Source organism: Sinorhizobium sp. 22678 (assembly GCF_052044265.1).
In the GTDB taxonomy this organism is placed as follows: Bacteria; Pseudomonadota; Alphaproteobacteria; order Rhizobiales; family Rhizobiaceae; genus Sinorhizobium; species Sinorhizobium meliloti_A.
Genome location: NZ_JBQEMS010000002.1, coordinates 384,363 through 406,607 on the forward strand (window position 1 = coordinate 384,363; position 22,245 = coordinate 406,607).

Sequence of the window (22,245 nt, forward strand, 5' to 3'; positions counted from 1 at the left end):
ATGCGTACCTGGTTCCCCTACCCGCTGCTCTCGATCGCGCTCCTCCTCATGTGGCTGCTTCTGAGCCAGTCCGTGGCGCCGGGCTCAATCGTCCTCGGCCTGGTGGTCAGCACGGCTCTCGCATGGGTGACGCTCAACCTGCAGCCCGCCCGCTCGCGTCTCCACCGCTGGAGCCGGATCGCCGGATTCATCCTGCGCGTCGTCGGCGACGTCATCCGCTCCAATATCGCCGTCACGCTCATCATCCTGCGCGCAGGCAGGCGTCCGGTGAATGCGGGCTTCATGACGGTCAGCCTCGATCTCGCCGACGAGAACGCCCTGGCGCTGCTCGCCTGCGTCGTCACGGCGACGCCGGGCACCGCATGGCTCGAGTATGACCGTCGCCGGAAGATCCTGCTCTTCCACGTGCTCAACATCGACAACGAGGACCTGTGGCGGAAAACGATCACGCGCTATGCGGCCGATTTGAAGGAGATATTCGAATGATGGAGCTTGCCGTCGTCTGGTCCGTGCTCGTCGCACAGACCATGCTTGCGCTGGCCATGGCCTTCGCGCTCTACCGCATGGCCAGAGGACCGAGGGCCCAGGACCGCATTCTCGGTCTCGACACGCTCTACATCAATGCGATGCTGATGCTCATCACCTTCGGTATCCGTACGGCGAATACGGTCTATTTCGAAACGGCGCTGATCATCGCAGTGATCGGCTTCGCCTCGTCCATCGCGTTGGCAAAATTCCTGATGCGCGGCGAGGTGATCGAATGAGCCATCTGACCGACCTTCCGCCATGGGCGGCGCTGCTCGTCTGCGGCCTGATGCTTATCGGCGCCGCGACCACCCTGATAGGATCGCTCGGGCTCCTGCGCCTGCCCGATTTCTACGCGCGCCTGCACGCCCCGACGATCGCGACCAGCGGCGGCACCATCCTCCTCTGCCTCGCGTCGATCCTCTGCTTCGCCGTCCTGCAGAGCCGCTGGGTGTTCCACGAAGTCCTCATCATCTTCTTCGTGACGGTGACGACGCCCGTGACCCTGATGCTGCTTGGCCAGGCGACCCTGTACCGCGACCGCTTCGAGGAACGGCAGGGCGTGCCGCCCAAGCAGAAACCCGCACCGGGTGAAGAATAGCTACTCGCCCGCCTGACGAAGCGCCTCCCGCGTCTCATCCAGGTGAAGCGCAAAACTGGACGCAGTCTGGTCTCCCAGTCCGGGGCGGAGCTGCATGCTTGGAATGAGATAGTCTCCGCCATTTTGCTGTCTGTATGGAATGGGTGAGACGGTCCCGATCGTCCGCATCCTTTCCCGAAGACCCTCAGCGGCCTCAGTGAATCCGGCTTCGTCGAGGCGATCGGCGCGATAAGCCACGAAGGGAGGAAGCACGTCATAGCCGGGATAATAGAGGATGCCGTGATTGATCGGGAACAGAAGGTCGTCGATCGGTCCGTTCACCCCGCGGGCCGAATAGTGTTCTTCCCAACCCCCGGCGGTGACGATCAGCATCGCGCGTTTGCCTGCCAGGTTGCCTTCGCCATAGCGGTCGCCCCAGCGCTTGTCGCTATGCTCGCCGACGCCATAGGCGAAGCCGTAGGCGAACACCCGATCGACCCAGCCCTTGAGAATGGCAGGCATGGAAAACCACCAGAGCGGGAATTGGAGGATCAGAACGTCGGCCCACAGCAGCTTGTCGATCTCCCCCCTTACATCTTCCGTCAAAGCACCGGTTTCGAAGGCTTTCTTGGACGCCGCGACCGGCACCAGCCGCGCATCCGGCGGCAAAAGGGGGAAATCGGCGTGACCGACTTCGGACTTCCAGCCGTCGGCATAGAGGTCAGAGATCCGCACTTCGTGACCTTGGTTCATGAGCTCCTCGACCGCGACGTCGCGGAGCGCTCCGTTGAGCGAACGCGATTCAGGGTGGGCAAAGACGAGCAGAATTTTCATGGATCATTCTCCTGATGGTAGGTCGCCTCACTGTAGCCGGAGCATCAATATTCCACTATATGTCTGGAATGGATATGTTTGAGCCATATAATGGATAAATCAGACGTCACCCTCGAACGGATACGCACCTTCGTTCGCGTCTCGGAACGGGGCAGCTTGTCGGCAGTGGCGCGAGAGCTCGGCATCGGCCAATCCACCGTGACGCGGCATCTGCGCGAACTCGAGGAGGCCGTCGGCGCGCCTTTGCTGAGCAGGACCACCCGGCGCGTCACGATGACCGACGAAGGCAGCCGCTACTATGCTCGAAGCGTCGAGATCCTGCGCCTGGTGGAACAGGCCAGCGACGAGGTGCGCGTTACGCGCGGCGCCCACGCCGGCACGATCCGCATCTCCTGCACGGCGGCTTTCGGTGTGCTGCATGTAAGCCGGCTTATCTTCGAATTTCAGGACGCCTATCCGGATATCGGCGTCGATTTGAGCCTTACCGATGAGCGGATCGACCTCGTGCGGGAGGGAATTGATGTGGCGCTCCGCCTGGGGCCTCTTACCGACAGTTCGATGCGGATGAAGGCGCTTGGCCAAAGCCGACGGCTGCTGGTGGCAGCGCCGGCCTACCTGGCGAAGCGAGGAAGACCGGCCACTCCGCAGGAGCTCATCGGGCACGAAGGCATCCGGATGTCGAATGTGGCAGGCAGCGAAACCCTCGCCCTGCAGGGGCGGGATGGCAGATACCACGCCGTTCCCTTCGGCGGTCGCTTGAGAGTGGACCATGGCCTCGCCGCCCGCGAAGCGCTCGTCTCCGGACGCGGCATCGCGCCAGCGCATCGATGGCTTGTCGGCGATCTTCTGGAGGCGGGAAGGATCGAGGTCGTGCTGCCCGACTATTCGCTTCCTTCCGTGCCGCTCAACATGCTGGTCGTACCGGAACGCGCCGGCATCTCCCGGGTCCGCCTTCTCATCGACTTCCTCGCAAATGAGATCGGCAAGCTTCCGGGAATGGACCATTCGCCGAACGGGCAATGATCAGCCGGCGCTTTTCTGCGGCGCCGCGTGTCTTATCAGGAAAGCTCGCTGTAACACTTTGAACGATGCCCGCCCGTTCAATCGCGCCCGCGGAAACGGCGCTGATAGGCCGGATCGTAGAGCGAACTTTCGCGGAAATCCGATGCCTCCAGACCCGGTCCGACGAAGATCAGCGCAGTGCGTTCGATCGGGTCCGCCGCGACCTTGGCTGCGATATCGCCGAGCGTGCCGCGGACGACGCGTTCGTCCGGCCACGAGGCCTTGGCCACGATCGCGACCGGGCAGTCGGCGCCGTAAAGCGGCGTCAGCTCCTCGACCACCTGACGGAGCGCGTGAATCGCAAGATGGATCGCAAGCGTCGAACCGGTGGCGCCGAAGGCGGCAAGCGTCTCGCTGTTCGGCATCGGCGAGGCACGACCAGAGACGCGGGTCAGCACCAGACTCTGCGCGACCGCCGGGATCGTCAGCTCGCGGCCGAGCGTTGCGGCAGCGGCAGCGAAGGCGGGGACGCCCGGGGTCATCGTGTAGGCGATCCCATTCTTCTCCAGCCGGCGGATCTGTTCTGCCACCGCGCTCCAGACGGAGAGATCGCCGGAATGCAGCCGGGCGACATCCTCGCCGGCTTCGGCGGCGCGGACATATTCCGCCTCGATCTCGTCGAGCGACATCGGCGCCGTGTCGATAATGCGGGCGCCCGGCGGGCAATATTGCAAGAGCTCGGGCGATACGATCGAACCGGCGTAGAGGCAGACGGGGCAGCTGCCGATCAGGTCCCTGCCCCTGATCGTGATGAGGTCTGCCGCGCCCGGGCCTGCGCCGATGAAATGAACCGTCATGATCTGTCCTCTCGAAAAAGCATGGCTCATAGATCGGCTCACGCCTTGATCCACGACCATTGCGTGACCGGCATCGCCGGCCGCCAGCCCGTCATGGCGCCGACGGGCGAGGCCCGGGCGATATCGATTCGGATCAGCGAGCCGCCGAACCGCGCGTGTCGGTCGAGCAGCACCGCTTCCATCTCCGTCGTCACCGCATTGGCGACGAGACGTCCGCCGGGCGCGAGCGCCGTAATCGCCGCCTCCATTACCCCGCGCTTGCTGCCGCCGCCGCCGATGAAGATCGCGTCCGGCTGCGGAAGGCCGCGCAGCGCCTCCGGCGCCTGCCCTTCGGCGACCACAAGCCCCGGAACGCCGAAGCGGGCGGCGTTGCGGCCGATCCGCGCAGCCCGTTCGGACGACGGCTCTATGGCGACGGCGCGCATCGCCGGTTCGGCAAGCATCCATTCGATCGCGATCGAGCCTGAGCCGGCGCCGATGTCCCAGAGGAGTTCGCCCTTGCGCGGCGCGAGTGCCGAGAGCGTCAGCGCCCGCACCTCCCGCTTGGTGATCTGGCCGTCATGCTCGAAAAACCGATCGTCCAGGCCGCTGGCAAGCGTCAGAACGCGTGCATCGGCATCAGCCACCACCTCAAGCGCGCAGACGTTCAGAGCGTCGAGGTCCTCCATCGCGAAGCCGGAAGCGAGATGCCGGGAGACACGCTCGCTTGCGCCGCCGAGCGCTTCGAGAACCGTAAGCCGTGACTGACCGAATCCGCTTTCTGCAAGCAGCCCGGCAAGCGCCTTCGGCCCGTTCTCGTCCGAGGTCAGCGCCAGAACGCGCGCGCCGGGCTGAAGATGCGGCCGTATGAGATCGAGCGGACGGCCGTGCAGCGAAACGGTCGCGACCTCCTGCAGCGCCCAGCCTAGCCGGGAAGCGGCGAGGCTGAAGGCGGACGGCGCGGGGATGGTGCGCATTTCGGCGGCATCGACGCGGCGCGCCAGCGTGGCGCCGACGCCGTAAAGAAACGGATCGCCGGAGGCGAGCACAACGACAGGGCTGCCGCGCCGGGCGACGATCGCCTCCACCGATTTTTCAAACGGGCTCTGCCAGCTATGGCGTTCGCCGCCGATCACCGGCGCGGCGAGTTCCAAATGGCGGGCCCCGCCGAAGACGACGGGAGCTGCCTTTATCAGGCGCTTGGCCTCGTCGCCGAGACCGGCTACACCGTCTTCTCCGATACCGATCACGATGAGCCAGGGAGCGACGATGGCCGAGCCACTGTTCGACATGTCAGCCACGGGCAGACCTCGCATTCTGATCCTGGGTGGAACGACCGAGGCACGGCAGCTCGCAGAGCGCCTGGTCTGCGAACCGCATTACGATGCGGCGATCTCGCTTGCCGGCCGTACCGCCGATCCCCGCCCGCAGCCGCTTCCGACGCGCATCGGCGGCTTCGGCGGCGCCGATGGGCTTGCCGCCTTTCTGCGCGAACGAAAGATCGCCCTGCTGATCGATGCGACGCACCCCTTCGCCGCCCGCATCCCGCTCAACGCCGCCGCAGCGGCCAAGATGACCGGAACGCCGCTCCTTGCGCTCCGCCGCCCCGCCTGGGCGGCAGAGCCCGGCGATCGATGGACCTGCGTCGGAAGCGTCGCGGAAGCGGTGTCCGCGTTGGGCGAGGAGCCGCGCCGCGTCTTGCTGGCAATCGGCCGGCAGGAGGCTTACCATTTCGAGAAGGCGCCGCAGCACAGCTACGTCGTGCGCAGCGTCGATCCGGTGATGCCGCCGCTCGATCTGCCGGATGTCACCGCCATCCTCGCCTCCGGCCCCTTTGCGCAGACCGACGAAACAGAACTGCTCGAACGCCACGGGATCGACGTCATCGTCGCCAAGAACAGCGGCGGTGCGGCCACCTACGGCAAGATAGCGGCGGCGCGTCACCTCGGGATCGAGGTGGTGATGGTCGAGCGCCACAAGCCTGCCGACGTTCAATCGGTCGGCGACTGCGACGAGGCGCTCGAACGCATCCGTCAATGGCTTTCTCCGGTGAAGGACCGCGGCGTGTAGACGAGGTCGTGCTTACCCTCGCGGGCGATGGTGCGCGTCTCCGGCGAACCGATGATCACGCAGGTCGCCATGTCGGCGCGGTCGGGATCGGCCTCACCGAGCGGCATGACCGCTATGCGCTCGTCCGCCCGCCCGGCGGCGCGGCCGAAGATAACCGGAACGCGGGCCGGCAGCACCTGCCGAAGAACCTCGAAGGCCTCGCCGAGTTGCCAGGGACGCGCCTTGCTGATCGGATTGTAAAGCGCGATGACGAGCCCCGCTTCGGCGGCAAGCCTCAGTCGTCTGGTGATGACATCCCATGGCTTCAGGTTGTCGGAAAGCGACATGGCGCAGAAATCGTGTCCGAGCGGTGCCCCGATCCGGGCTGCGACTGCGAGCATCGCGGTGACGCCGGGGGTGATCGTGAGATCCACCTCACGCCATTCCTGCGGCCCCTTGTCGATCGCCTCGCAGACGGCGGCCGCCATCGCGAAGATGCCGGGATCGCCGCCGGAGACGACGCAGACATCTGCCCCGGCTGCGGCGCGCGCGAGTGCTGCCCGGGCACGGTCCAGTTCCTCGCGATTGTCCGAAGCGATGCGCCGTTGATCCGCCCGAAGATGCAGGCGATCGAGATAGGGGCCGTAGCCGAAGAACTCGGTCGCGACCGCAATCGCATCCTCGGCCTCGGGCGTCATTTGCGCCGGATTGCCGGGGCCGGTGCCGACGATGAAGAGCTTTCCGGTCATGCGCTGCCCTCCGATCCGGGCCTTTCCTTCCGGCCGGGCCTGTCCTTACCGCCGGGCCTGTCCTTCCAGCCGGGAACGAGCACCAGCGAGAAATAGGGCGCCTCGTCGTCCGGCTTCTCGCCGAGCGGAACCATCGCCGCATTCCTCATGGTGCCGCGCTCCACATAGACGGCCGCCTCGAGCCTGCCTGCCGCCGCCAGCGCCCGGCGGATCTTCGGCAGGTTGCGGCCGACCTTCATGATGACCGCGGCTTGCGTGTCGGCGAGGCGGCGCTGAAGCTCGCCCTCGCCCATCGTGCCGGGGAGAACCGAGAGCACGTCGTCGCCCTGCACCAGCGGCAGCCCCGCCAGCGACCAGCAGCCCGACATTGCGGTGATGCCCGGAATGACCTCGGCCGGGAAGCGGCCGGCAAGCCGCACATGGAGGTGCATGTAGGAACCGTAGAAAAGCGGATCGCCCTCGCTCAGCACCGCGACCGTCCGTCCGGCGAGAAGATGCGCCGCGACGACCTCGGCCGAGGCGTCGTAGAAATCGGTGATCTGGCGCTTATAGGCGTCGTGATCCTTGTCGATCTCGGTCGTCACCGGGTAGTAGAGCGGCAATTCGGTCATGTCCGGCTTCAAAAGACCTTCCACCACCGCGCGGCCGTTGCCGTTGCGTCCGGCCTTGGCGAAATAGGCGACGACATCCGCTTCGCCGAGTGCCCGGACGGCCTTTACGGTCAGGAGTTCAGGATCGCCGGGACCCGTTCCGACGCCGATAAGCCGGCCTGATACCACCCCGCTCACAGGCCCGGCCTCGCGAGAGAATTCAGCGCGGCGGCGGTCATCGCACTGCCGCCCAGACGGCCGCGAACGATCGCAAAGGGAACGCCATAGGAATTTTCGGCAAGCGCGTCCTTCGATTCGGCCGCACCGACGAAACCGACGGGCATTCCGAGGATCGCCGCCGGCTTCGGCGCGCCGTCGCGCAGCATTTCGAGCAGATAGAAGAGCGCTGTCGGCGCATTGCCGATCGCAACCACGGAGCCAGCCATCCGCTCGCCCCAGAGCTTCAGCGCCGCTGCGGAACGCGTATTGCCGATCTCGGTGGCGATCTCCGCGGTACGCGCATCGCGAAGCGTGCAGATCACCGCGTTGCCGGCGGGCAGCCGGGCGCGCGTCACGCCATGGGCGACCATTTCGGCGTCGCAGAAGATCGGCGCGCCGTCTTTCAGCGCCGCGCGCGCGGCGGAGACGAAGCCGGGCGAGAACACGAATTGTCGCACCGCCTCGACCGATCCGCAGGCATGCACCATGCGTATGGCGAGATCGGCTTCTTCTTCCGAAAATCCGGAAAGGTCGGCTTCCGCGCGGATGATCGCGAAGGAACGCTCATAGATGGCGTTGCCATCGCGGATGTAATCGTAATCAGGCATTTCTATCCCTGTTCAAACGCGGCGGCGATGCGCGCGGTCCCGAGCCGTGTAAGACAGGACAGCGCCGATTCGCCAGCGTCTTTGTTTTCCCGCACGAGCGCGTTCAGCGCGCCGAACGCAGATCCTATTCCGTTTTCATCCCTGTAGGCACTCGACGCGACGGAAGCAGTGCCATTTACGACAAGCGCATATCCTGATGGCGCACCGACGAGCGTCAGCGGCGACGCCGTGGGTCTGGCGCAACCCTTGGGACAGCCGGAGAGATGCACCGTCACCGAACCGTCGAGGAGATCCGGCGCGGATTCGACCAACAGCCTCGCCGTCGCCTTTGTGTCCATGCGCGCCGAGGCGCAGGCGAGGCCCGCGCAAGCGGCTATGTGATTGCGCGGATCGTCGGAGGCGACCAGAAAGCCGTGCGAGCAGGCAAGGCGTTGCACGACGGCCGACGTTTCGCCCGAGAGACCGAGGACGAACAGACCGCGCGGGGGTGCCAAGCGTATCTCGTTTGCGCCGAGCTCCTCCGCCTGTCGGAGGAACGCGACGAGACTGCCCGCATCGGTTTGCGCGAAGGTCAGGCCGACGCCGAGCACGGTGCCGGCGCCGCCGAAGTGGTGGATGCCCGCCGGTGGCGGCGAAATAGCGGGACCGCGCGCGCGCGGCAGGGCATCGCCGGCCGCCGCGCGCTGCCGAAGAAGATCGGCATCAAGGTCGCGGGCGCGGGTAGCGGGGCCGAGTGCAGCGAGATCTCCCAGGATTTCGAGAACGATAGGGACAATTTCGTTCGATTCCAAGAGCGCGACGGGCTTTGCCGAGCGCGCCGTCCCGCCGAGCGAAAGCAGCCATCGCACGCCGTCCTCATGCTCGAACGCCGAGACACGCAGGTCGGCGGTCAGGCTTCCCAGGTGGAAGCGGCCGCCTCCATCCACGACGATCGAGAGTTTCGGCGCGAGCCTGAGCGCCTCACCCGCGCCGGAGATCGCCATACGCAGCGCGCGGGCGAGCGGGCGAGGATCGGCGACTTCGTCCGGGTCGAATCCGGCAAGCGGCGGCGTCTCGATCGCCACCCCTTCGGCAATGGCTATCTCCGCCGCCCCGATCGCTTCGGCGAGCGCCGCAACGCTTTCCGGCGTCAGGCCGCGGATCTGCAGGTTGCCGCGTGCCGTGACCTCAATGATCCCGCTGCCGCATGTCGCAGCCGCACCGGCAATCGCCCTCATCTCGGCCGGCGTGAGGCCGTCGCCTGCCGGTCGCAGCCGCACGAGCAGGCCGTCCCCGGTCTGCATCGGCGCCGCCAGCGAAGGACAGCTCCCGCGGCGCATCGATGCGCCGGTCGCAGATCGGTCGGCTCGTGGAGCGGCGCAGCTTTTCATTCGTCTCGGTAATCCTTCGGTTTCTGCGAGCCAACCCGGCACGCCTGATCGATCGAGCCTATATCACAGGGCGAACGTCGAGAGAGATCAAAGATCTGCCGCCGAGAGCAGGGGCAACGCCCGACTACTCTTCGAAATCGGCGCCCTTGCGCAGCAGATAAATATCCATGATCCAGCCCATCCGCTCGCGCGACGCGGCCCGCGCTTCGAGAATCCGCTCTTTCACCTCGGCGAGGCGCCCTGAAATGACGATCTCGTCGGGCGTGCCGAGATAGGCCCCCCAATAGATCTCGGCGTCCGGATCCTCGATCTTCCGGAACGCCTGCTCGCCGTCGAGCATGACGACGGCCGTCTCGCTTTTGTGCGGAAAACTTTCGGCGAGCCGCCGGCCAGTGGTGATTTCCACCGGCTTGCCGACGAGGTTCAACGGGATGCGATGGCTGGCACAGAGCGCCTGCAGGCTGGTAATGCCCGGAATGACGTCGTAGCCGAAGGCCACCCGGCCGCCCGACTTCACGCGCTCCACGATGCGGATCGTGCTGTCATAGAGCATCGGATCGCCCCAGACGAGGAAGGCGCCGGTCTGTCCTTCCGCGAGCTCGCTCTCCAGCAGCGCCTCGTAGGCGGCGGCGATGCCCGCATGCCACTCGTCCACGCTTTCCACGTAGCTGCGGCCTTCGGTGCGGCGGACGGGCACCGCGAATTCGACGGTGCGGCTGCCGGCCCACGTCACGTAACGGGCGCATATCGCGCGGCGCAGCTCGGCCAACTCCGTCTTTTTCTCCCCTTTGGTCGGGATGAAGAGCACATCGGCCCGATTCAGCGCATTGATCGCCTGAACCGTCATGTGCTCGGGGTTGCCGGCACCGATACCGATGATCAGGATGTGTCGCATGCCGTCTCCCATTGCGCCACCCGCATAGTCGGGCAATCCCACCCGCATAATCGCGTCAGTCACACCCGCATAATCGGGCCAGTCCCGCCCGCATAATCGGGCCAGTCCCGCCCGCATAATCGGGCCAGTCCCGCCCGCATTATCGGGCCAGTCTTTGACGGATCGCCGCGGCGGGTGCAAGGCCCATTCGCGACGGCAAGCGCTACGGCCGCGTCAGCAGTTCGGCGCCAGCTGCCGCTCGACGGCCAAAGGGGGATCTTCCGGCAACCGCCAATCGATCGGATCCAGCCCCTTGGACGTCAAAAACGCATTCGCCTTGGAGAAATGCCGGCAGCCGAAGAACCCCGCATGGGCCGATAAGGGTGACGGATGCGGTGCGGTGAGCACGAGATGACGCGAACGATCGACAAAAGCGGCCTTGCGTTGTGCGTAAGAGCCCCAGAGCATGAAGACGACAGGCTGCGCCTGCTCGTTGACCGCCCGGATTACGGCGTCGGTGAAGCGCTCCCAGCCCTTGCCCTGATGCGAAGCCGCGCGGCCGCGTTCGACGGTCAGCACGCTGTTCAGAAGCAGCACGCCCTGACGCGCCCAGCTTTCGAGGAAGCCGTGGCGCGCCGGCGGAATGCCGAGGTCTTCCTGCAATTCCTTGTAGATGTTGACGAGTGAGGGCGGCGTGCGCACGCCCGGACGAACGCTGAAGCAGAGCCCATGCGCCTGCCCGTCGCCATGATAGGGGTCCTGGCCGAGGATGACGACGCGTACCCTGTCGAGCGGGGTCAGATCGAGCGCACGGAAATATTCGACGCCCCTCGGAAAAATCTGCCGACCCTGCTGCTTCTCCTCCAGCAGGAACCGCTTGAGCTCGGCCATGTAACCGTGGCGGAATTCCCCGCCCAGAACGGCTTTCCAGCTTTCTTCCAGCCTGATCGTCGCGTCCATGTGGATCGTCCACCTCCTTGGGTCTCGTTCCGGAATTTAGACGCATGAGCGCCTATCGCAAGCGCTCGCGTCGTCTCCGCCCCATCGGTTCACCGATTTTGACTACAGCGCAACGGCCGCATTGTATTTCCACGAATATAGCGGTAACCAAAATACCGGAGCGCTATATCTTGGAAAATATCACGAACCGGGAGACTTGGGTGTGACAACGAGAAGAGATTGGCTCAAGGGCGTGTCACTGGTGCTCGGCGTGGTTCTGGCGGGAACGACCTTTGCACCGGCTCAGGCGGCGGAGAAGGTCACCGTGTTCGCCGCGGCGAGTCTCAAGAATGCGCTCGATGCGATCAACGGCGAATGGCTCAAACAGACCGGCAAGGAAGCCACCGTTTCCTATGCGGCGAGTTCGGCGCTGGCGAAACAGATCGAACAGGGCGCGCCCGCCGATGTGTTCATCTCGGCCGACCTCGCCTGGATGGATTACCTCGCAGACAAGAAGCTGATCAAGGCCGGCACGCGCTCCAACCTGCTCGGCAATCGTATCGTCCTCGTCTCCGGCAAGTCGGATGCCCGGGCTGTCGAGATCGAGCCGGGTCTCGACCTTGCCGGTCTTCTCGGCGACGAACGATTGGCCATGGGAGCCGTGGAATCCGTCCCCGCCGGCAAGTATGGCAAGGCCGCGCTGGAAAAGCTCGGGCTGTGGCCGAACGTTGCCGGAAAGGTCGCCGGCGCCGAAAGCGTGCGCGCCGCCCTCCTCCTCGTGTCACGTGGCGAGGCGCCCTACGGCATCGTCTACCGAACCGACGCTGCAGCGGACGCCAATGTGAAAGTGGTCGGCACCTTCCCCGAGGACAGCCACCCCCCAATTGTCTACCCGATCGCGATCACCGCGGACAGCAGGAACGCCGATGCCGCCGCCTACCTCGAATTCGTCCGCTCGCCGAAGGCGGCGGCGCTTTTCCAGGCCGAGGGCTTCACCGTTCTGGAATAGAACTTGCCGAATGATTGCACGACACGGCGCGTCAGGAACGGGAGTACGAGCTTGGACTGGATGGCATTGAGCGACGCGGAGTGGACGGCCGTCCGCCTGAGCCTGCGGGTCGCCACCGTTGCGATGCTTGCGAGCTTGCCGCCGGCGCTCCTTGTCTCGATGATACTTGCGCGCGGCCGCTTCTGGGGCAAGTCGCTCCTGAACGGCCTCGTCCATATGCCGCTGATCCTGCCGCCGGTCGTCACGGGCTTCGCTCTGCTGCTCCTTTTCGGCCGGCGCGGCCCGATCGGTTCATTTCTCGCGGAGAATTTCGGGCTGGTCTTTTCGTTTCGCTGGACGGGAGCGGCGCTCGCCTGCGCGGTGATGGGCTTCCCATTGATGGTCCGCAGCATCCGGCTTTCTATCGAAGCAGTCGACCGCAAGCTCGAAGAAGCAGCGGGAACGCTTGGCGCGAGCCCCGCCTGGATTTTCCTGACGGTCACATTGCCCCTGATCCTTCCCGGCATTCTCGCCGGCATGGTCCTCTCCTTCGCCAAGGCCATGGGCGAGTTCGGCGCGACCATCACCTTCGTTTCCAATATCCCCGGCGAGACGCAGACGCTTTCCGCCGCGATCTATACCTTCACACAGGTGCCGGGCGGCGACGCCGGCGCGATGCGCCTTGCCGCGATCTCCGTCGTTATTTCGATGGCGGCCCTGATGCTTTCGGAAGCCATGGCTTCAGCCGCGGCGCGGCGGACGGTGGCGGCATGAGGCTCGAGGTCGAAGCGCGCCTTCGTCTCGGCTCCTTCGCGATCGACGCCGCCTTCGGCTCGGAGGGCGGCGTGACCGCCCTTTTCGGCCGCTCCGGCTCCGGCAAGACCTCGCTCGTCAACATCATCGCCGGCCTCCTCCGGCCCGATCAGGGCCGCGTCGTGCTCGACGGCGACACGATCGCCGACAGCGAGCGCCGGCTTTTCACCCCCGTCCACCGCCGCCGCTTTGCCTATGTGTTCCAGGAAGCCCGCCTCTTTCCGCATTTCAGCGTCCGCAGAAATCTCGCCTATGGCCGCTGGTTCGCAGGCGCGGCCCGATCGGGGCCCGAATTCGGCAGGATCGCCGAAATGCTCGGCATCGGACATCTGCTCGATCGGATGCCCTCGACGCTCTCGGGCGGCGAGCGGCAGCGCGTCGCCATCGGCCGGGCCCTGCTCGCTTCCCCCCGCCTGCTCCTGATGGACGAGCCGCTGGCCGCGCTCGACGACGCCAGGAAAGCCGAAATCCTGCCCTATCTGGAGCGGCTGCGCGACGAGACGCGGATTCCGATCGTCTATGTCAGTCATTCGGTGGCTGAAGTGGCGCGGCTGGCGGAGCGCGTCGTCGTCATGGAAAACGGCCGGGTCAAGGCCTCCGGCAAAACGGCGGCCGTTCTGAACGAGCCGTTTCCGACATCCGCCGCCGACCGGCTACAGGTGGGGGCGTTGATCGAGGGCATCGTCGACAGTCATGACGAAGGCCACGAACTGACCGTGGTGCGCGCCGGAGACTGCCTGATCCGCGTGCCGCATCTCGTCGCCGAGGCCGGGCAAAGCCTACGCCTCTACATTGCCGCGCGCGACGTCATGCTGGCGACCCGTCGCCCGGAAGGCATCAGCGCCCTGAACGTGCTTCCGGGAACGATCGTCGGCATCTCGTCGCCGCGGCAAGGAAGCGTCGACATGCGCGTAGATTGCGGCGGCAACGTCATCGCCGCGCGCGTGACGACCGTCTCCCGCGATGCGCTCGCGCTTGGTCCGGGAAAGCAGGTGCACGCCATCATCAAGACCGTCGCCCTCGATTATTAGAGAAGCAAATGGTTAGAGCGGCTTTCCGGTTGGCTCCTCTTGCGGAGCACCGTTGCAGTCGCGCATGGCGTCGAGCCAATCGAGATCGTCCGCGATCGCGGCCTGCGCCTTGGCCTCCATCGCCCGGAAGCGCTCGATCAGCATCTCGCCAAAAGCGGTGACCACGGCGCCGCCGCCCTGCTTGCCGCCACGCTGCGAGTCCACCGCCGGCTCCTTGAACATGCGGTTCAAGGCGTCGACCAGCAGCCAGGCACGGCGGTAAGACATATCCATGGCCCGCCCGGCAGCGGAAATGGAGCCGGTCGCGCGGATGTGTTCCAGAAGCATGATCTTGCCGCGCCCGAGACGGCTGTTCGGCGGCAAGTCGATGCGGAGGATCGGGCGGGGGTCGGCTTCGGTATCGTGCATGGAGCGAACATAAAGCCTGGCGCAGGAGACGGGAAGGCGCGACCGCTCAAAGACGATGCGGGAGCTTCGGGCACGGGAACTGTGCATCGCCGCCCGAAACCGGCCAAGCAGGCTTGATCGAAGCCGACATTGGATGCAGCGATAGACATAGCTGAACAAACCCAAGAGATGATCATGCCCGGCCCCGCTCTCGACCCCGTTGAAACCGATGCTTCGCTGCCCGGTAGTGCCGACGTCGTCATCATCGGCGGCGGTATCATCGGAGTGAGCACGGCGCTCTTTCTCGCCGAGCGCGGCGTGAAAGTCGTCCTGTGCGAGAAGGGCGATCTCGGCGGCGAGCAATCGAGCCGCAACTGGGGCTGGGTGCGCGTCATGGGCCGCGATCGGCGCGAGATTCCGCTGGCAATGGAGGCGCTGAAAATCTGGGACACCCTCGATGCGCGCGTCGGCGGCGAGACCGGATTTCGCCGAAGCGGCATTCTCTATATTTCCGAAACGGAGCAGGACGTCGCCAACCGCGATGCCTGGCTCGCGCTTGCGAAACCCCATGGCGTCGACAGCCGCCAGCTCACCGCCGACGAGACCCGGGAGCGCATGGCCGGGGCGGCGATCCGCTACAAAGGCGCGCTCTATACACCGAGCGACGGTCGAGCGGAGCCGCAGAAGGCCGTGCCCGCAATCGCGGCCGGAGCACGCCGAGCCGGCGCACATATCGTCACCGGCTGTGCGGTGCGGGGGGTTGAGAAGAGTGCGGGTCGGGTAAGCGCCGTCGTCACCGAAAAGGGCCGCATCGAAGCCTCGACGGTGGTGCTTGCGGGCGGCGCCTGGTCGCGGCTCTTCTGCAAGGGCCTCGGCATTCGGCTGCCGCAGCTAAAGGTGCGCAACACCGTGCTCAGGACCGCTCCGGTCGAGGGCGGCCCGGCCGGCGCAGGCGCAACGGCGACTTACGCCTATCGCAAACGCCTCGACGGCGGCTACACGATCGCCACCGCGGGTGCCAATCTGCATCCGCTCGTGCCGGACACCTTGGCATTCTTCCGCGATTTTCGCGCGGCGAGAAGGGCCGAGGGCGAGGCCGTGCAGGCAGGCTTGAGCGCCCAGAGCTGGCGCGAGCTTTTCGAAATCGCATCCGTGCCCCTCGATCGGCCCGGCGCCTTCGAGCGCCACCGCATCCTCGATCCTCGGCCCGATCCGAAATCCGTACTCAAGGCATTCGAGGAAGCAAGAAAGGCTCTTCCGAAGCTGCGTACCGTCGAGCCGGTTCAGATCTGGGCCGGCCTGATCGATGTCACGCCGGACGTCGTCCCGGTCATTTCGCACGCGAAAGAGATGCCGGGCCTCGTCATCGCCACCGGCTTCTCCGGTCACGGCTTCGGCATCGGCCCCGGGGCCGGACATCTCGTCGCCGATCTCGTCACCGGAGATCCGCCCATCGTCGATCCCTCCGAGTTCCGCCTTTCGCGCTTTTCCGACGGCAGCCCGATAGAGATCGCGCCACCGGTCCGAAGGCCGGGTCGCCCGCCCGCCTCACGAAAGAAAATTGCCCGCCGCCAGCGCCGGCACCGGCCCGGCGTTCGGTGCCGCATGCGTGCCGGCACGAATCTGTCTTTCTTCGCGCAGCAGCCGGGCGCGGCGGCGAAAGCGCTTCATCTGGCCCCTGACTCGTGGCAGTCTGTGCCCATATCCTGTCGGGAGAGCGGGATGCCGTAGCGGTATGGCAGGCGGGGCGGAGGACACCCCAGGCGCCGGCCGGGAACCGCCGGGCGGCGGCGCCGTTCTTCCGGGAATGGAGTTGCGCGACGCGCAATCCGGAAGGGAGGCCGGAATCCGCATGGATGAATTCAGCCGATTGAGCCTGCATGTCCCCGAACCGGCCGTCCGGCCGGGCGATCTGCCCGATTTCTCCAACGTGAAGATACCGAAGGCGGGCTCGGTGCCGCGGCCGGAAGTCGATGTGGACCCCGAGGAGATCCGCGACCTCGCCTATTCGATCATCCGGGTTCTCAACCGCGAGGGCGAGGCAGTCGGCCCCTGGGCCGGTTTTCTTTCCGACGAAGAGTTGCTGAGGGGTCTCAGGCACATGATGCTGCTGCGCGCCTTCGACGCGCGCATGCTGATGGCGCAGCGCCAGGGCAAGACATCCTTCTATATGCAGCATCTCGGCGAGGAGGCGGTGAGCTGCGCCTTCCGCAAGGCGCTTCGCAAGGGCGACATGAATTTTCCGACCTACCGCCAGGCGGGGCTCCTGATTGCCGACGACTACCCGATGGTCGAGATGATGAACCAGATCTTCTCGAACGAACTCGATCCCTGCCATGGTCGGCAGCTGCCCGTCATGTACACCTCCAAGGAGCACGGCTTCTTCACGATATCGGGCAACCTCGCCACTCAATATGTCCAGGCCGTCGGTTGGGCCATGGCATCCGCCATCAAGAACGATACGCGGATCGCCGCCGGCTGGATCGGCGACGGCTCGACCGCCGAGTCGGATTTTCACTCCGCGCTGGTCTTCGCCTCCACCTACAAGGCGCCGGTCATTCTCAACATCGTCAACAACCAGTGGGCGATCTCCACTTTCCAAGGCATCGCCCGAGGCGGTTCCGGCACCTTCGCCGCAAGGGGTCTGGGCTTCGGCATTCCGGCGCTCAGGGTGGACGGCAACGACTACCTGGCCGTCTATGCGGTGGCGCGCTGGGCGGCCGAGCGGGCGCGGCTCAATCTCGGTCCGACGCTGATCGAATACGTGACCTACCGCGTCGGCGCCCATTCGACTTCCGACGATCCGAGCGCCTATCGCCCGAAAACCGAATCGGAAGCCTGGCCGCTCGGCGACCCGGTCCTGCGCCTGAAGAAACACCTGATCCTACGCGGCGCCTGGTCGGAGGAGCGGCATGCGCAGGCGGAGGCCGAAATCATGGACGAAGTGATCCAGGCGCAGAAGGAAGCGGAACGCCACGGAACGCTGCATGCCGGCGGCAGGCCGTCGGTGCGGGATATCTTCGAAGGCGTCTATGCAGAGATGCCGCCGCATATCCGCCGTCAACGGCAGAAGGCGGGGTACTGACATGGCCAGAATGACGATGATCGAAGCGGTGCGCAGCGCCATGGACGTCTCGATGGCGCGCGACGAAAATGTGGTCGTCTTCGGCGAGGATGTCGGTTATTTCGGCGGCGTTTTCCGCTGCACCCAGGGGCTTCAGGCGAAATACGGCAAGACGCGCTGCTTCGATACGCCGATCAGCGAGTCCGGTATCGTCGGCACGGCCATCGGCATGGCCGCCTACGGGCTGAAACCATGCGTCGAGATTCAGTTTGCCGACTACATGTATCCCGCTTACGACCAGCTCACGCAGGAGGCCGCGCGGATCCGCTACCGCTCGAACGGCGACTTCACCTGCCCGATCGTCGTGCGCATGCCGACGGGCGGCGGCATCTTCGGCGGCCAGACCCACAGCCAGAGCCCGGAGGCGCTCTTCACCCATGTTTGCGGGCTGAAGGTCGTCGTGCCTTCGAATCCATATGACGCCAAAGGCCTGCTCATCTCGGCGATCGAGGATCCGGATCCCGTGATGTTCCTGGAGCCGAAGCGGCTTTATAACGGCCCCTTCGACGGCCACCACGAACGCCCGGTCACGGCCTGGTCCAAGCACGAGCTCGGCGACGTTCCGGACGGCCACTATGCGATCCCGATCGGCAAGGCCGAGATACGCCGCAAGGGCTCAGGCGTGACTGTCATCGCCTATGGTACGATGGTGCACGTGGCGCTCGCGGCAGCCGAGGAGACCGGTATCGACGCGGAGGTGATCGATCTGCGCAGTCTGTTGCCGCTCGACCTCGAGACTATCGTGCAATCCGCGAAGAAGACCGGGCGGTGCGTGGTCGTGCACGAGGCGACGCTGACCTCGGGATTCGGTGCAGAGCTCGCCGCTCTCGTTCAGGAGCATTGCTTCTATCACCTCGAGTCTCCGGTCGTACGGGTAACGGGTTGGGACACGCCCTATCCGCACGCGCAGGAGTGGGATTATTTCCCAGGTCCGGCACGCGTCGGGCGTGCGCTCGCCGAAGCGATGGAGGGCTGACCGGTGGGTGAATTCATCATCAAGATGCCGGATGTCGGCGAGGGTGTCGCGGAGGCCGAGCTCGTCGAGTGGCATGTGAAGCCCGGCGATCCGGTGCGCGAGGATATGGTGCTCGCCGCCGTCATGACCGACAAGGCCACGGTCGAAATCCCCTCGCCAGTCACCGGCAAGGTCCTGTGGCTCGGAGCGGAAGTCGGCGACACGGTTGCGGTGAAGGCGCCGCTGGTCAGGATCGAGACCGCCGGCGAGGCGGGCGATGCTGTCCCGGACAGCGTCCCGGAGGCGCTGGCCGAAAACGTGCTGGACGAGCCCGTCGCCGTCTCCTCCCGGCCTGCGGCCAAGGCGCCGCCGCAGCCCGAAAAACCTGCACCGAGAACCGCGCCGGCGCCGCGCGAAACGACGGATATTTCGCCAAGGCCACTCGCCTCCCCGGCGGTGCGGCTGCGCGCCAGAGAGAGCGGCATCGATCTCAGGCAGGTGGCCGGCACCGGGCCGGCCGGCCGGATCACCCATGAGGATCTCGATCTCTTCATCAGCCGCGGCGCCGGGCCGCTGCCGGCGCAGGCCGGCCTCGTCCGCAAGACCGCCGTCGAGGAGGTCAGGATGACCGGCCTCAGACGCCGGATCGCCGAAAAGATGTCGCTCTCCACCTCACGCATCCCCCACATCACCTATGTGGAAGAGGTGGACATGACGGCGCTCGAGGATCTGCGCGCGACGATGAACCGCGACCGCAAGCAGGAGCAGACCAAGCTCACGATCCTGCCTTTCCTGATGCGCGCGCTGGTGAAGACCGTCGCCGAGCAGCCCGGCGTCAACGCCACGTTCGACGACCATGCCGGCGTCATTCACCGCCACGCTGCCGTCCATATCGGCATCGCCACCCAGACGCCCGCCGGGCTGACTGTCCCGGTGGTGCGCCATGCCGAGGCGCGCGGGATATGGGACTGCGCGGCCGAGCTCAACCGGCTGGCGGACGCGGCCCGCACCGGAACGGCGACGCGCGACGAGCTTACCGGCTCGACCATCACCATCTCCTCGCTCGGCGCCATCGGCGGAATCGCCACGACGCCGGTCATCAACCATCCGGAGGTGGCGATCGTCGGCGTCAACAAGATCGCCGTCCGGCCCGTCTGGGACGGCGCACAATTCGTCCCGCGCAAAATCATGAATCTCTCGTCGAGCTTCGATCACCGGGTCATCGACGGCTGGGATGCCGCGATCTTCGTCCAGCGCCTGAAGACGCTGCTCGAAACGCCGGCGCTGATTTTCGTTGAAGGATAGGCATCCATGAAGGAAATCTCCTGCAAGCTCCTGGTTCTCGGCGCCGGACCCGGCGGCTATGTCGCGGCGATCCGCGCCGGCCAGCTCGGCGTCAACACGGTGATCGTCGAGAAAGCGAAGGCTGGCGGCACCTGTCTGAATGTCGGCTGCATTCCGTCGAAGGCGCTGATCCACGCGGCGGACGAATATCACAAGCTCCGCACGGCTGCCTCGGGCAAGAACCCGCTCGGCCTTTCGTTAAGTGCTCCGGCGATCGACCTCCGGCGAACGATCGCCTGGAAAGACGGCATCGTCGGACGGCTGAACGGCGGCGTCACGGGGCTCCTGAAGAAGGCGGGCGTCAAGGCGGTCATCGGCGAGGGACGCTTCGTCGACGGCAAGACGGTGGATGTGGAAACGGAAACCGGGCTTCAGCGCATTCGGGCGGAAGCGATCGTCATCGCGACCGGTTCGGCGCCGGTCGAGCTTCCCGACCTTCCCTTCGGCGGAAGCATTATTTCCTCGACTCAAGCGCTGGCGCTGACGGACGTGCCGCAGACGCTCGCAGTCATCGGCGGCGGCTATATCGGTCTCGAACTCGGAACCGCCTTTGCCAAGCTGGGCTCCAAGGTCACCGTGCTCGAAGCGCTGGACCGGATCCTGCCGCAATACGACGCCGACCTCTCAAAGCCGGTGATGAAGCGGCTCGGCGAACTCGGTGTGGAGGTCTTCACCCGCACCACGGCCAAACGGCTCTCCGCCGATCGGCGGGGCCTGCTTGCCGAGGAGAACGGCCGCGCCTTCGAGGTCCCGGCGGAGAAGGTTCTCGTCACCGTCGGCCGCCGGCCGGTGACCGACGGCTGGGGGCTTGAAGAGATCGATCTGGACCGGTCGGGCAGGTCCATCCGCATCGACGACCAATGCCGCACTTCGATGCGCGGCATCTATGCGATCGGCGATGTGGCCGGAGAGCCGATGCTTGCGCACCGGGCGATGGCACAGGGCGAAATGGTCGCGGAAATCGTCGCCGGTCATAAGCGGAGCTGGGACAAGCGCTGCATTCCGGCGGTCTGCTTCACCGACCCGGAAATCGTCTCCTCCGGCCTCTCGCCGGAAGAGGCGCGTGCTGCCGGCATCGACGTCAAGATCGGCCAATTTCCCTTCCAGGCGAACGGCCGCGCCATGACGACGCTCGCCGAGGACGGCTTCGTGCGGGTCATCGCCCGCGCCGACAATCACCTTGTCCTCGGTATCCAGGCTGTCGGCCATGGCGTTTCGGAACTGTCGGCGACTTTTGCGCTGGCGATCGAGATGGGTGCGCGGCTGGAGGACATCGCCGGCACCATCCATGCGCATCCGACGCAATCGGAAGCCTTCCAGGAGGCGGCCTTCAAGACGCTCGGGCACGCTCTGCATATGTGAGCGGACCCGGCGTCCCAGGCCCCTTGCGGAGCCGGCGACCAGGCCTCAGCCCATCCGTTCCGACGCGTAGGAACCCGGGCTCGGCGGGAAGACGACGACGCGGTTGCCGTTGATGAAGCAGCGGTGATGGATATGGGCGTGCACGGCGCGGGCCAGCACCTGGCTTTCCACGTCGCGGCCGATCGAGACGTAATCCTCGGCCGACTGGGCATGGGTGATGCGGGCGATATCCTGCTCGATGATCGGACCCTCGTCGAGATCGGCGGTGACGTAATGGGCCGTCGCGCCGATCAGCTTCACGCCGCGCTCATAGGCCTGCTTATAGGGGTTCGCCCCCTTGAACGAGGGCAGGAAGGAGTGGTGGATGTTGATGATCTTCCCCGACATCTTCTTGCAGAGCGCATCGGAAAGCACCTGCATGTAGCGGGCCAGCACGATCAGCTCGGCGCCGGTCTGCTCGACGACGTCCATCAGCTGGGCTTCGGCCTTGGGCTTGTTCTCCTTCGTCACCTTGATGCAGTGGAAGGGGATGTCGTGGTTGACGACCACCTTCTGGTAGTCGAAGTGGTTGGAGACGACCCCGACGATGTCGATCGGCAAGGCGCCGATCTTCCAGCGGTAGAGAAGATCGTTCAGGCAATGGCCGAAGCGCGACACCATGAGCAGCACCTTCATGCGCTCCTCGGAATCACGGATCTCCATCGTCATCTCGAAGCGCTTGATCACCGGTTCGAAGCCTTCGCGCAGCTCTTCGAGCTTGGCGCCTTCCTGGCTGATGAAGGTGAGACGCATGAAGAACAGGCCCGTCTGGAAATCGTCGAACTGCGAGCTGTCGCTGATATAGCAGCCCTTTTCGGCGAGATAGCCGGTGATGGCGGCGACGATGCCGCGAGTGGATTTGCAGCTGACGGTCAGCACATAGCTTTTCATCGATGAATCTCTCGTTTTGAGGTGTTCCCACGCCCTTACACGGGCAGTCGCGCAAAAACTAGCTTGGCGATCTGCGGCCCGCCGATCCATTCGCGACATCGGCTTGGCGGAACAGGCCACACCGATGTGCGAATGA

At 65.6% G+C, this 22,245-nt stretch carries 23 protein-coding genes and 1 pseudogene; 13 read left to right on the forward strand and 11 right to left on the reverse strand.

Going from position 1 to position 22,245, the window contains the following annotated elements; translation table 11 throughout:
- From ACTJKL_RS05330 to mnhG, 3 genes are read left to right on the forward strand one after another with little or no spacing between them, the layout of a single operon-like run.
- Complete coding sequence (locus ACTJKL_RS05330; RefSeq protein ID WP_440852366.1) at positions 1 to 486, forward strand: Na+/H+ antiporter subunit E; 486 nt, start codon at positions 1 to 3, stop codon at positions 484 to 486.
- A complete protein-coding gene (locus ACTJKL_RS05335) occupies positions 483 to 764 on the forward strand; it encodes a K+/H+ antiporter subunit F (protein WP_003528834.1) in 282 nt (93 codons plus the stop codon). The genes ACTJKL_RS05330 and ACTJKL_RS05335 overlap by 4 nt, the downstream gene beginning before the upstream one ends.
- Complete coding sequence (mnhG, locus tag ACTJKL_RS05340) at positions 761 to 1,126, forward strand: monovalent cation/H(+) antiporter subunit G (protein WP_100672857.1); 366 nt, start codon at positions 761 to 763, stop codon at positions 1,124 to 1,126. The genes ACTJKL_RS05335 and mnhG overlap by 4 nt, the downstream gene beginning before the upstream one ends.
- On the opposite strand, the gene ACTJKL_RS05345 is transcribed toward mnhG, so the two are convergent.
- Positions 1,127 to 1,939 carry an NAD(P)H-dependent oxidoreductase gene (locus ACTJKL_RS05345; RefSeq protein WP_440852367.1) on the reverse strand — a complete coding sequence of 271 codons (813 nt, stop codon included), beginning with the start codon at positions 1,937 to 1,939 and terminating at the stop codon, positions 1,127 to 1,129. It abuts the gene before it with no gap.
- A gap of 90 nt (positions 1,940 to 2,029) precedes the next feature.
- Here ACTJKL_RS05345 and ACTJKL_RS05350 point away from each other — a divergent pair, with 90 nt between their 5' ends.
- Positions 2,030 to 2,962 (forward strand): LysR family transcriptional regulator, encoded by a 933-nt coding sequence (locus ACTJKL_RS05350; protein WP_440852368.1) that lies wholly within the window; start codon positions 2,030 to 2,032, stop codon positions 2,960 to 2,962.
- A gap of 77 nt (positions 2,963 to 3,039) precedes the next feature.
- Here the strand turns inward: ACTJKL_RS05350 and cobM are convergent, their stop codons facing one another.
- Both cobM and cbiE read right to left on the reverse strand, forming a co-directional pair.
- Positions 3,040 to 3,798 (reverse strand): precorrin-4 C(11)-methyltransferase, encoded by a 759-nt coding sequence (gene cobM / locus ACTJKL_RS05355; RefSeq protein WP_440852369.1) that lies wholly within the window; start codon positions 3,796 to 3,798, stop codon positions 3,040 to 3,042.
- Positions 3,799 to 3,836: 38 nt separating this feature from the next.
- Positions 3,837 to 5,069: a precorrin-6y C5,15-methyltransferase (decarboxylating) subunit CbiE gene (gene cbiE / locus ACTJKL_RS05360; protein WP_440852370.1), complete on the reverse strand. Its 1,233-nt coding sequence runs from the start codon at positions 5,067 to 5,069 to the stop codon at positions 3,837 to 3,839.
- Here cbiE and ACTJKL_RS05365 point away from each other — a divergent pair.
- Positions 5,047 to 5,847 carry a cobalt-precorrin-6A reductase gene (locus tag ACTJKL_RS05365; protein WP_440852371.1) on the forward strand — a complete coding sequence of 267 codons (801 nt, stop codon included), beginning with the start codon at positions 5,047 to 5,049 and terminating at the stop codon, positions 5,845 to 5,847. The genes cbiE and ACTJKL_RS05365 overlap by 23 nt on opposite strands.
- Here the strand turns inward: ACTJKL_RS05365 and ACTJKL_RS05370 are convergent.
- From ACTJKL_RS05370 to ung, 6 genes are all read right to left on the reverse strand, one after another.
- A complete protein-coding gene (locus tag ACTJKL_RS05370; RefSeq protein WP_100672853.1) occupies positions 5,811 to 6,575 on the reverse strand; it encodes a precorrin-3B C(17)-methyltransferase in 765 nt (254 codons plus the stop codon). The two genes, ACTJKL_RS05365 and ACTJKL_RS05370, sit on opposite strands and share 37 nt — an antisense overlap.
- Complete coding sequence (locus ACTJKL_RS05375) at positions 6,572 to 7,363, reverse strand: precorrin-2 C(20)-methyltransferase (protein ID WP_324762401.1); 792 nt, start codon at positions 7,361 to 7,363, stop codon at positions 6,572 to 6,574. Before ACTJKL_RS05375 ends, ACTJKL_RS05370 begins: the two co-directional genes overlap by 4 nt.
- Positions 7,360 to 7,992: a precorrin-8X methylmutase gene (locus ACTJKL_RS05380; RefSeq protein ID WP_440852372.1), complete on the reverse strand. Its 633-nt coding sequence runs from the start codon at positions 7,990 to 7,992 to the stop codon at positions 7,360 to 7,362. Before ACTJKL_RS05380 ends, ACTJKL_RS05375 begins: the two co-directional genes overlap by 4 nt.
- Positions 7,993 to 7,994: 2 nt before the next feature.
- Positions 7,995 to 9,362 (reverse strand): precorrin-3B synthase, encoded by a 1,368-nt coding sequence (gene cobG / locus ACTJKL_RS05385; RefSeq protein WP_440852373.1) that lies wholly within the window; start codon positions 9,360 to 9,362, stop codon positions 7,995 to 7,997.
- 124 nt (positions 9,363 to 9,486) lie between these two features.
- Positions 9,487 to 10,257: a precorrin-6A synthase (deacetylating) gene (gene cobF, locus ACTJKL_RS05390; RefSeq protein WP_440852374.1), complete on the reverse strand. Its 771-nt coding sequence runs from the start codon at positions 10,255 to 10,257 to the stop codon at positions 9,487 to 9,489.
- A gap of 213 nt (positions 10,258 to 10,470) precedes the next feature.
- Complete coding sequence (gene ung, locus ACTJKL_RS05395; protein WP_018096646.1) at positions 10,471 to 11,196, reverse strand: uracil-DNA glycosylase; 726 nt, start codon at positions 11,194 to 11,196, stop codon at positions 10,471 to 10,473.
- Positions 11,197 to 11,398: 202 nt separating this feature from the next.
- Here ung and modA point away from each other — a divergent pair, with 202 nt between their 5' ends.
- From modA to modC, 3 genes are read left to right on the forward strand one after another with little or no spacing between them, the layout of a single operon-like run.
- Positions 11,399 to 12,184, forward strand: coding sequence for a molybdate ABC transporter substrate-binding protein (gene modA / locus ACTJKL_RS05400; RefSeq protein WP_440852375.1), 786 nt, complete (start codon positions 11,399 to 11,401; stop codon positions 12,182 to 12,184).
- Between the two features lie 60 nt (positions 12,185 to 12,244).
- Entirely contained in the window at positions 12,245 to 12,937 is a 693-nt protein-coding gene (modB, locus tag ACTJKL_RS05405; RefSeq protein WP_440852397.1) for a molybdate ABC transporter permease subunit, read from the forward strand.
- The gene (modC, locus tag ACTJKL_RS05410; RefSeq protein ID WP_440852376.1) at positions 12,934 to 14,007 is read left to right on the forward strand and encodes a molybdenum ABC transporter ATP-binding protein; all 1,074 of its coding nucleotides are present in this window, start codon (positions 12,934 to 12,936) and stop codon (positions 14,005 to 14,007) included. The genes modB and modC overlap by 4 nt, the downstream gene beginning before the upstream one ends.
- 12 nt (positions 14,008 to 14,019) lie before the next feature.
- Here the strand turns inward: modC and ACTJKL_RS05415 are convergent, their stop codons facing one another.
- Complete coding sequence (locus tag ACTJKL_RS05415; RefSeq protein ID WP_275597293.1) at positions 14,020 to 14,415, reverse strand: winged helix-turn-helix domain-containing protein; 396 nt, start codon at positions 14,413 to 14,415, stop codon at positions 14,020 to 14,022.
- A 168-nt stretch (positions 14,416 to 14,583) separates the two neighbouring features.
- Between ACTJKL_RS05415 and ACTJKL_RS05420 the strand changes: the two are divergent.
- The 5 genes and pseudogenes from ACTJKL_RS05420 to lpdA form a co-directional block, all read left to right on the forward strand.
- Positions 14,584 to 15,918 (forward strand): annotated as a pseudogene (locus tag ACTJKL_RS05420) (NAD(P)/FAD-dependent oxidoreductase); the annotation flags it as partial.
- A gap of 328 nt (positions 15,919 to 16,246) precedes the next feature.
- On the forward strand, positions 16,247 to 17,479 hold the full coding sequence (locus ACTJKL_RS05425; protein WP_026168781.1) for a 3-methyl-2-oxobutanoate dehydrogenase (2-methylpropanoyl-transferring) subunit alpha: 1,233 nt from the start codon (positions 16,247 to 16,249) through the stop codon (positions 17,477 to 17,479).
- Between the two features lies 1 nt (position 17,480).
- Complete coding sequence (locus tag ACTJKL_RS05430) at positions 17,481 to 18,494, forward strand: alpha-ketoacid dehydrogenase subunit beta (protein ID WP_018096638.1); 1,014 nt, start codon at positions 17,481 to 17,483, stop codon at positions 18,492 to 18,494.
- 3 nt (positions 18,495 to 18,497) lie between these two features.
- Positions 18,498 to 19,778 (forward strand): dihydrolipoamide acetyltransferase family protein, encoded by a 1,281-nt coding sequence (locus tag ACTJKL_RS05435; protein WP_440852377.1) that lies wholly within the window; start codon positions 18,498 to 18,500, stop codon positions 19,776 to 19,778.
- Between the two features lie 6 nt (positions 19,779 to 19,784).
- The gene (gene lpdA, locus ACTJKL_RS05440; RefSeq protein WP_275597289.1) at positions 19,785 to 21,179 is read left to right on the forward strand and encodes a dihydrolipoyl dehydrogenase; all 1,395 of its coding nucleotides are present in this window, start codon (positions 19,785 to 19,787) and stop codon (positions 21,177 to 21,179) included.
- A gap of 45 nt (positions 21,180 to 21,224) precedes the next feature.
- On the opposite strand, the gene purU is transcribed toward lpdA, so the two are convergent.
- Positions 21,225 to 22,109 carry a formyltetrahydrofolate deformylase gene (gene purU / locus ACTJKL_RS05445; protein WP_100672842.1) on the reverse strand — a complete coding sequence of 295 codons (885 nt, stop codon included), beginning with the start codon at positions 22,107 to 22,109 and terminating at the stop codon, positions 21,225 to 21,227.
- Between the last annotated feature and the right edge of the window lie 136 nt (positions 22,110 to 22,245).

Excerpts from the sequence above, each read along its gene's own strand:
- ACTJKL_RS05330 (WP_440852366.1), top strand. The coding sequence starts at position 1 with ATGCGTACCTGGTTCCCCTACCCGCTGCTCTCGATCGCGCTCCTCCTC.
- ACTJKL_RS05335 (WP_003528834.1), top strand. The coding sequence starts at position 483 with ATGATGGAGCTTGCCGTCGTCTGGTCCGTGCTCGTCGCACAGACCATG.
- mnhG (WP_100672857.1), top strand. The coding sequence starts at position 761 with ATGAGCCATCTGACCGACCTTCCGCCATGGGCGGCGCTGCTCGTCTGC.
- ACTJKL_RS05345 (WP_440852367.1), bottom strand. The coding sequence starts at position 1,939 with ATGAAAATTCTGCTCGTCTTTGCCCACCCTGAATCGCGTTCGCTCAAC.
- ACTJKL_RS05350 (WP_440852368.1), top strand. The coding sequence starts at position 2,030 with ATGGATAAATCAGACGTCACCCTCGAACGGATACGCACCTTCGTTCGC.
- cobM (WP_440852369.1), bottom strand. The coding sequence starts at position 3,798 with ATGACGGTTCATTTCATCGGCGCAGGCCCGGGCGCGGCAGACCTCATC.
- ACTJKL_RS05365 (WP_440852371.1), top strand. The coding sequence starts at position 5,047 with ATGGCCGAGCCACTGTTCGACATGTCAGCCACGGGCAGACCTCGCATT.
- cbiE (WP_440852370.1), bottom strand. The coding sequence starts at position 5,069 with ATGTCGAACAGTGGCTCGGCCATCGTCGCTCCCTGGCTCATCGTGATC.
- ACTJKL_RS05370 (WP_100672853.1), bottom strand. The coding sequence starts at position 6,575 with ATGACCGGAAAGCTCTTCATCGTCGGCACCGGCCCCGGCAATCCGGCG.
- ACTJKL_RS05380 (WP_440852372.1), bottom strand. The coding sequence starts at position 7,992 with ATGCCTGATTACGATTACATCCGCGATGGCAACGCCATCTATGAGCGT.
- cobG (WP_440852373.1), bottom strand. The coding sequence starts at position 9,362 with ATGAAAAGCTGCGCCGCTCCACGAGCCGACCGATCTGCGACCGGCGCA.
- cobF (WP_440852374.1), bottom strand. The coding sequence starts at position 10,257 with ATGCGACACATCCTGATCATCGGTATCGGTGCCGGCAACCCCGAGCAC.
- ung (WP_018096646.1), bottom strand. The coding sequence starts at position 11,196 with ATGGACGCGACGATCAGGCTGGAAGAAAGCTGGAAAGCCGTTCTGGGC.
- modB (WP_440852397.1), top strand. The coding sequence starts at position 12,245 with ATGGCATTGAGCGACGCGGAGTGGACGGCCGTCCGCCTGAGCCTGCGG.
- modC (WP_440852376.1), top strand. The coding sequence starts at position 12,934 with ATGAGGCTCGAGGTCGAAGCGCGCCTTCGTCTCGGCTCCTTCGCGATC.
- ACTJKL_RS05415 (WP_275597293.1), bottom strand. The coding sequence starts at position 14,415 with ATGCACGATACCGAAGCCGACCCCCGCCCGATCCTCCGCATCGACTTG.
- ACTJKL_RS05425 (WP_026168781.1), top strand. The coding sequence starts at position 16,247 with ATGGATGAATTCAGCCGATTGAGCCTGCATGTCCCCGAACCGGCCGTC.
- ACTJKL_RS05430 (WP_018096638.1), top strand. The coding sequence starts at position 17,481 with ATGGCCAGAATGACGATGATCGAAGCGGTGCGCAGCGCCATGGACGTC.
- lpdA (WP_275597289.1), top strand. The coding sequence starts at position 19,785 with ATGAAGGAAATCTCCTGCAAGCTCCTGGTTCTCGGCGCCGGACCCGGC.
- purU (WP_100672842.1), bottom strand. The coding sequence starts at position 22,109 with ATGAAAAGCTATGTGCTGACCGTCAGCTGCAAATCCACTCGCGGCATC.